This window comes from Gallibacterium genomosp. 3 (assembly GCF_001678475.1).
Classification (GTDB): Bacteria; Pseudomonadota; Gammaproteobacteria; order Enterobacterales; family Pasteurellaceae; genus Gallibacterium; species Gallibacterium faecale.
In genome coordinates, this window is record NZ_JTJR01000047.1 from 39,294 (window position 1) to 47,501 (window position 8,208).

The window sequence follows — 8,208 nt, forward strand, 5'->3', positions numbered from 1 at the left end:
CTTATTTTTTCTTTAATACACGAATAAATAATAGAAGCAAGCAAGATAAGATCAAACCAAATAGAAAACCAATCGCCAAAATAAGTGCTTTTTGTGGTTTTACCTTATATGGTGTAGTTGGTGAGATTTTATATTGAAATGCATCAATTTTTAATGCTTCTGCATCATCTATTAATTTTACTAATTCAGCTATTTGTTGCTTCGCTGCATAATACGCTGTTGGATAAATAAATTTTTGCTGTTTCAAATTTTCAAGCTGTGCTGATAAATTTTGGCTACCTAATAAATAGAGGTATGGACTTGCTAAATTGGTTTTATCACTATCTAACGTAATATTGAGATGTAAATTTTCTTTATCTGAACCATTACCCGCTAACTGTGCTATCGCTAAAGCAGCTTGTAAATATTGAATTTGTTCCTGTTTTTCCAACCTTAACTGCTCTTCAATTTGTTTGCGTTGGAATTTTAATTCTGTTGCTTTTTGCTCTACTTTAATTAAAAACTCAACTATTACTTGTTGATAAGTAACTCGATTAGCAAATTGCACAAACCCATCTAATGTTTTTTGTAGCTGTTGTTCATTATTGTCAATAAAAGTCAATTTTGCTGATGGTGTATCGGCTAATGCTTTATTTTCTGCGGTAATTACAGTGATATTATTTCCTTTTTTATTCATATCAGGTGTAACCACGCTAATACTTTTAATTAATTTTTCTAATGTTGCTCTCTTTTCAGCATCACTTTGTTGAGCCGTTAATGATTTATATAAATCTGATTCTACAAAATAATTTTTACGTACATCATAAATAGAAGTATTAGTTACTAACCGATTAAATAGTGCAGCCGTCACACCAGCAGCATCAAATTTTTCACCATTAATTAATGCATAACGCTGATTTAAATCTAATAATTTCTCTACTGATATTGCATTTGCTGGTAATATTTCAGTCGAAGAACTCCATTCAGGTTTAATAGCGTTTACATAGAAATAAGAAACACCTGTAAAAATAATGACAGATAAAACAATCCACCCTTTTTTTCGCCAATAATACTGAAAAAGTTTAGCTAAACTAAACATCTCATCCTGTTCAATATAAGAGTTATTTGCTGATATCATATGTTTCCTATTCCTTACTTTCTTTCATAGAATAAAATCTGAGATTATTTAAATTTCACTCAAAATCTGAATATTATCTTAAGAAATCTAAAGTCACTCATTTTACACTTGAGGCTATCAAAAGAAAACGTTATACAAAAAGAAAGGGCTTCGCGAAGCCCTTTCATTAACGGTAACAGTCAATATGCTATTGATTAATTAGTCGAAATGATCACTCGGCGGTTCTCAGCTAGACAGGATTTTAACTCATCGCCACTCACTGAATCACAAGTCACGATTTGCACTGACTTTCCCAATCCTTCAGTTTTAATATTTTTAGCAGAAATCCCATTTTTTACTAATTCAGCTTTCACCACTTCCGCTCTTTTTTTTGAAAGTGCTAAGTTATAGCTCTCAGAACCTAAACGATCTGTATATCCAGTAACAGAAATTTTCTTATCTTTAGGCAACTTTTTTGCTAACTCAGCCACTATCCCACGGCTTTCTGGTTTTAATTCACTTGAGTCAAAATCAAAAAGAAAATCACTAGAAAGAGAAATAGTTTGACCTGATTGATGATTACCACACCCTTCTGGCAACCAATAAAAAGATTGTGCATCTAGATTCTCATCAAATAAGACTTTAAATTGGCATACTTTACGCTGACCATTTTGCAAAAAATTAAATACATAATCCCATTCACGAACTCCAAATAATCCTTCATTAAAATGAGGAAGCCCGATTAATGCTACTATTTGATCTTTGTTCATACCTTTTTGAATTTGATGCACATTATCCCAATTTGGCCACATTCCACGCTCTGTACCATGGTTACTAAATGTACTTTTTTCTACTTTAGGCCATACAGGTTGATCGGTTGTCCCTTCTTTACTTACTTTACTTAAATTACCACAAGCTGCTAATACTGTTGCTAAAATTACTGGTAACAATAACTTATTTAATTTCATAGATAGTTCCTTTTATTCTGCTAAATCATTAAACAATTATAACGATATTTATAGATAATTAACTATTCTTTACAATGTCAGCAATTTTCTCAGCCGATTGTTGAGCTAATGCTTCATCTTCACACTCAACCATCACACGAATTACTGGCTCAGTTCCTGATTTTCTTAGTAATACACGACCTTTACCATATAATTTTTTCTCAACTTCCGCTGCCACTTGTTTGACGGCTTCGCTTTCTAACGGATTTTTCCCACCTTCAAAATGTACATTAATTAACACTTGTGGGAACAGTTGTACTGCACTGGCTAATTCATTTAATGACATACCGTGAGTAACCATCGCAGCAAGCACTTGTAAAGAAGCGATAATTCCATCCCCTGTCGTATTCTTATCTGAAATAATGATATGACCTGAATTCTCGCCACCCAACTTCCAGCCACGCTCAAGCATTTGCTCTAAAACATAACGATCACCAACTTTAGCACGAACAAATGGAATACCGAGCATTTTTAGAGCAAGTTCTAAGCTTATATTGCTCATTAATGTACCAACTACACCACCAGACAATTTTCCTGAACGCAAAGCTTCACGAGCAATAATAAATAGGATTTGGTCACCATCCACTTTATTACCTAAATGATCCACCATCATAATACGATCACCATCACCATCATAAGCTAAACCAACATCCGCTTTGCTTTGCTTAACAACTTCTTGTAACGCACTCACATCGGTTGCACCACAACGTTCATTAATATTCATTCCATCTGGCTTAGTACCAATTTCAATCACCGTTGCCCCTAACTCACGCATTACATTTGGTGCAATGTGATAAGTCGCCCCATTTGCACAATCAACAACAATTTTCAATCCTTCTAAACTTAGATGAACTGGGAAGGTACTCTTACAGAATTCAATATAACGTCCTGCAGCATCATTGATTCGACTCGCTTTACCTAAATCAGCGGATTCTACACAAGTCATTGGTTCATCCAACATTTGCTCTATTGCCAATTCTACTTCATCAGGTAATTTCGTCCCGTGGGCAGAAAAGAATTTAATTCCATTATCATAATAAGGGTTATGTGAAGCTGAAATCACAATCCCTGCTTCAGCACGAAACGTACGCGTTAAATACGCAATCGCTGGTGTTGGCATTGGTCCAACAAACGCAGCTGAAAGCCCTGCTGCGGCTAAGCCTGCTTCCAATGCAGATTCCAACATATAACCAGAAATCCGTGTATCTTTACCAATTAATACCTTACGAGACCCTTGTGTTGCTAACACTTTTCCGGCTGCCCAACCTAATTTCAAGGCAAATTCAGGCGTAATTGGAGAAGTACCAACACGACCACGCACACCATCTGTACCAAAATATTTACGTTCTGCCATATAATTTTCCTTTTCTATTCTGTGGAACGATAATGGGCTGATATTCTACTACAACTTATTATCGCTTTTAATTACTCTTATTTAATTGTGGCTTGCCAAATTCGTAATGCATCGACCGTCGCCTCTACATCATGCACACGAACAATCTGCGCACCTTTCATCACTGCAATTAATGCACCTGCCACACTACCAATTACACGTTGATCAACAGGCTTATCTAAAATATTACCGATCATCGACTTACGTGATAAACCAATCAATACAGGATAGCCAGTTTCAACAAAACGGGTTAAATGATTTAATAATTGATAATTATGTTCAACCGTTTTTCCAAACCCAAATCCAATATCTAAAATCACATTTTCATGACGAATTCCAGCTTGTTCGCATTGTTTCGCACGTTGTAACAACCAATCTAATACCTCTGTGACGACATCTTGATATACAGGGTTATGCTGCATCGTCCGTGGCTGTCCTTGCATATGCATTAAACATACAGGTAAATCTAACTCAACTGCGGCTGCTAATGCGCCATCTTCAGTCAATGCACGAATATCATTAATTAGATCCATCCCGACTTTGGCCGCCTCTCGCATCACCTCTGCTTTTGAAGTATCTACTGAAATCCAACAATCAAAACGTTGACGAATCGCTTCCACTACCGGAATAACACGATCTAACTCTTGATTTAATGTCACTTCATCTGCCATTGGACGTGTTGATTCACCGCCAACATCAATTATAGTTGCACCTTGTTTTAACATTGTTTCTGCATGATATAACGCATTATCTAACGCTAAAAACTTCCCACTGTCCGAAAAAGAATCTGGAGTAACATTCAAGATTCCCATCACTTGTGGTTGAGATAGATCTAATGGTCGTTGATTTTTACTATATAGTTTCATTTTATTACTCTTGTTTGTCTGTATGCTGTTGTGCTCGACTTGGTACAGGTGTACCTTTAAGCCATTTACGTATCCAAAAACGATTTGGCAACAATTCTGCTAAAATATCTACACTTAATGGCAATGGCTCACCATAAATCATCGACGCTAATGTTTCGCCTAATAGCGGTGCAGAAGTTAACCCTCTTGAGCCTAATGCACCAAATACATACAAATTATTATAATAAGCTGCCTGCTTAATGGCTTGACGACGGCGTCGTAAATTAAATAAATTTTGATAAGCTTGCGTCTGTTGTTCAAAATCACCTACGTTACCTATAATCGGCAATCTATCCCGTACACTACAACGCACACCCGTTCTCGCCAAATTTCCACTTGTATCAATATCAGCTAACCAATCTGCTGGAGCCAGATTTTGCTGAATTTTCGTCTGATTTTGTTGCTGTTCTTCAGCACTAAAGTGACGTTGTTCACAATTCCGCACATGGCTTGCCCCAATACAATGGAACTTTTTTGCTTGATCTACTGGCGTTAAATAACCGTCATAACATAACACAGCTTTTAAACGGCGTAATCTATCCGTACTCGGAATTTGGCTCACCTGACCGCGTACTGAATAAGTTGGTAATTCTACTGTTTGTTCAAAACGATTTAATTTGTGTCCGTTGGCAATCACAACTGTACTATGAGTAATCTGTCGTTCTGCCGTAGATAAATGCCAAACATTCTCTTGATAAGTCAGTTTTTCAATCGTTGTATTTAATTCAATTTTAACGCCTTGTTGCTGTAAAAAATGGGCTAGATTCTGTACTAATTGTCTTGGATTTAGCCAAGCACCATTGGGAATAACCGCCCCATCACAAGGCAAACTCAACCCAGCACGTTCACTAAGTTCTTCTGCGGTAACTAAACGAAATAATGATTCAGGAAAGCCACGCTCTGCAATTTTACTCAATTTTTGCTTGATCGAAGGTTGATAAGCACATAACAGTACATCACACCATTGATGTTCAACATCAATTTGCTGCGTTAATCCTGCTAAAAATTGCTGCCCATATGCAAAAGCGTGCGTATAAAAACGACAATGACATTCATCATCATCACTTAACTGCGGATAAAATGCCCCTTGTTTATTCCCCGAAGCATTTAATGCTAACGCCTCATCTTCACAATAAATTGTGACTTGGCTTCCTCGTTGCCATAACGCATAAGCCAAACAGACTGATGCAACTCCTCCCCCAATAATTGCGACTTCTTTAGCTTCATCAGACGCTACTGGCAAATACCACGGGGTTGTCAATGATGATGGCATCTCAACTAATTTACTGCCATGTAAACATTCTCGCTTATGTGCAAATCCTTTTCGTTTGACAACTGAAAATCCAGCAGCACTTAACCCTTTACGCACGAAACTTGCAGCAGTAAACGTAGCAAAGGTTCCCTGCACTGCAGTCAAACGAAACATCTGTTGAAATAAATTTTCTGTCCACATACTTGGATTTTTACTTGGTGCAAAACCATCTAAAAACCAAGCATCAATAGAATTCTGATAAGAATCGCCTAATTGAGGTAAGTTATCTTCAATCTCACCAAACCAAAGATCTAATCGTACTTCATCAGAAAAAACATAACGATAACACCCAGCTATAGGTGATTGCCAAAATTGTAGTAACTGAGTTACGGCAGCTTGAAATTGTGGATAAGGTTGATATGCCTGAATTAGGCTTTCTGCGGACAAAGGGTATTTTTCAAAACTAATAAAGTAGAGCCTTTTTAATTTAGCTTGCGGAAATGCCTGGCGGAATTGATAAAATAACTCCATTACTGCAAAAAAATTTAATCCGGTACCAAATCCCGTTTCCGCAATCACAAAATGTTCTTTATCGTACGTCTGCCAACGCTCCCACAGATTGTTACCCTGTTGAAATACATAGATACTTTCTGCTAAACCATCCTCTGGAGAAAAATAGATATCATCAAACTGATTTGAAATTGGCGTATTCGCTTGAAAGGATACGTCTGCAAACGATACTTTTTGGATAGACATAAAACGTGAATTGAATAGATAACTTTATCAAAGGTGGCTAATGATATTATAATCACCAGCGAATTTCATCTAAATATCCGTTGCTATTTGAAACATCCTGCCAGACAACGTTATAATTAGCGGTAATTTTGGGTACATTTCAGCAAGATATTGATTATTTTTAGCAATGAAAATTGACCTGAATGGTCTTATCTGTTCCTTGTTTTACAAAAATTTCTTGTATTCTATGAAATTCCTAGTATAACAACCGACAATTTTTGAATTTTTTAAATCCATTCAAGCTACATAAGGACTACGAATGAAAAGAGCTGTGATTACTGGTTTTGGCGTTATTTCTAGTATTGGAAATAATAAGGAAGAAGTTTTAGCGTCATTATTAGAGGGAAAATCAGGCATTACCACTATGCCAGAATTTGTGGAAATGGGAATGCGTTCTCATGTTGCTGGTACAGTAAAACTTACTCCTAGCGAACACATTGATCGTAAAGTTATGCGTTTTATGGGAGATGCCGCTGCTTATGCTTATCTTTCAATGAAAGAAGCGATTGAAGATGCTGGTTTAACAGAAGAAATGGTGTCTAACGAAAGAACTGGCTTAGTGGTTGGTGCAGGAACAGGTTCTGCACATAATCAAATCGTTGCTGCTGACGCAATGCGTACTCCTCGTGGTGTAAAAGCGATTGGCCCTTACGCAGTAACTCGTACTATGGCGTCTAGCGTGTCTGCTTGTCTAGCAACACCATTTAAAATTAAAGGCGTGAATTATAGTATTAGTTCTGCTTGTGCAACCTCTGCTCACTGTATCGGTCATGCGGTTGAATTAATTCAACTGGGTAAACAAGATGTTGTTTTTGCTGGTGGCGCAGAAGAATTATCTTGGGAATGTGCTTGTGAATTTGATGCCATGGGTGCAGTTTCAACTAAATATAATGAAACACCAGAAAAAGCTTCTCGTGCTTATGATGCTAACCGTGATGGTTTCGTTATTGCAGGCGGTGGCGGTATCGTTGTTGTTGAAGAATTAGAACATGCCTTAGCTCGTGGTGCAAAAATTTATGCTGAAATCGTTGGCTATGGAGCAACTTCTGATGGCTATGATATGGTTGCACCAAGCGGTGAAGGTGCTGTACGTTGTATGAAACAGGCACTTGCATCTGTTGATAGCCCAATTGATTACCTCAATGTTCACGGTACTTCAACCCCAGTTGGTGATGTTAAAGAACTAGAAGCAATTAAAGAAGTTTTCGCTGAAAATATGCCAGCTATTTCTTCAACTAAATCAATGACAGGTCACTCTCTCGGTGCAGCTGGTGTACATGAAGCAATTTATACCCTATTAATGTTAAATAATGATTTCATTGCACCAAGTATCAACATTGAAACACTTGATGAACGTGCTGAAGGTTGCAATATCGTTACCGAAACTCGCCGTAATGCAAACTTACAAACAGTTATGTCAAACAGTTTTGGTTTCGGTGGTACTAACGCAACACTTGTATTTAAACGCTTTGCAAATAAATAAGTTTAAAACTGTTACTTTTTATAAAATCCCTTCATTACGAAGGGATTTTAGTTTGATAACTATTTAATATTTTTAGATATTTTTACTCTAATTAATATTTAGGTTTCGTCCTAAAGGACGACCTACTTTTCTTTATACGTATAAAGAAAAGTAGGCAAAAGAAAATACGCCCTCGCACACTTGCTGTTCCTCATTCCAATAAGATTTTCCGGGCGGCAAAAAACAGAGATTTTTCTCACTGTGTTCGAAAAATGATCACTTTTTTGCCTGAAAATCT

Annotated in this window: 6 protein-coding genes; 1 reads left to right on the top strand and 5 read right to left on the bottom strand. The window is 36.9% G+C overall.

The features are described from left to right. Position 1 precedes the first annotated feature (1 nt). The 5 genes from QV06_RS10615 to mnmC all read right to left on the bottom strand — a co-directional run bounded on the left by QV06_RS10615 (position 2) and on the right by mnmC (position 6,403). A complete protein-coding gene (locus QV06_RS10615; protein ID WP_065238111.1) occupies positions 2-1,117 on the bottom strand; it encodes a Wzz/FepE/Etk N-terminal domain-containing protein in 1,116 nt (371 codons plus the stop codon). A gap of 194 nt (positions 1,118-1,311) precedes the next feature. Further along, positions 1,312-2,064, bottom strand: a complete 753-nt coding sequence (locus QV06_RS10620; protein WP_065238112.1) for an OmpA family protein — start codon at positions 2,062-2,064, stop codon at positions 1,312-1,314. A gap of 58 nt (positions 2,065-2,122) precedes the next feature. Further along, entirely contained in the window at positions 2,123-3,457 is a 1,335-nt protein-coding gene (glmM, locus tag QV06_RS10625; RefSeq protein ID WP_065238113.1) for a phosphoglucosamine mutase, read from the bottom strand. A gap of 77 nt (positions 3,458-3,534) precedes the next feature. Then, on the bottom strand, positions 3,535-4,362 hold the full coding sequence (gene folP / locus QV06_RS10630; protein ID WP_065238114.1) for a dihydropteroate synthase: 828 nt from the start codon (positions 4,360-4,362) through the stop codon (positions 3,535-3,537). A gap of 4 nt (positions 4,363-4,366) precedes the next feature. Next, positions 4,367-6,403, bottom strand: a complete 2,037-nt coding sequence (gene mnmC / locus QV06_RS10635) for a bifunctional tRNA (5-methylaminomethyl-2-thiouridine)(34)-methyltransferase MnmD/FAD-dependent 5-carboxymethylaminomethyl-2-thiouridine(34) oxidoreductase MnmC (RefSeq protein ID WP_209435896.1) — start codon at positions 6,401-6,403, stop codon at positions 4,367-4,369. A gap of 304 nt (positions 6,404-6,707) precedes the next feature. Here mnmC and fabB point away from each other — a divergent pair, with 304 nt between their 5' ends. Continuing rightward, complete coding sequence (fabB, locus tag QV06_RS10640) at positions 6,708-7,931, top strand: beta-ketoacyl-ACP synthase I (protein WP_065238116.1); 1,224 nt, start codon at positions 6,708-6,710, stop codon at positions 7,929-7,931. Positions 7,932-8,208: the final 277 nt, after the last annotated feature.

Excerpts from the sequence above, each read along its gene's own strand:
- QV06_RS10615 (WP_065238111.1), bottom strand. The coding sequence starts at position 1,117 with ATGATATCAGCAAATAACTCTTATATTGAACAGGATGAGATGTTTAGT.
- QV06_RS10620 (WP_065238112.1), bottom strand. The coding sequence starts at position 2,064 with ATGAAATTAAATAAGTTATTGTTACCAGTAATTTTAGCAACAGTATTA.
- glmM (WP_065238113.1), bottom strand. The coding sequence starts at position 3,457 with ATGGCAGAACGTAAATATTTTGGTACAGATGGTGTGCGTGGTCGTGTT.
- folP (WP_065238114.1), bottom strand. The coding sequence starts at position 4,362 with ATGAAACTATATAGTAAAAATCAACGACCATTAGATCTATCTCAACCA.
- fabB (WP_065238116.1), top strand. The coding sequence starts at position 6,708 with ATGAAAAGAGCTGTGATTACTGGTTTTGGCGTTATTTCTAGTATTGGA.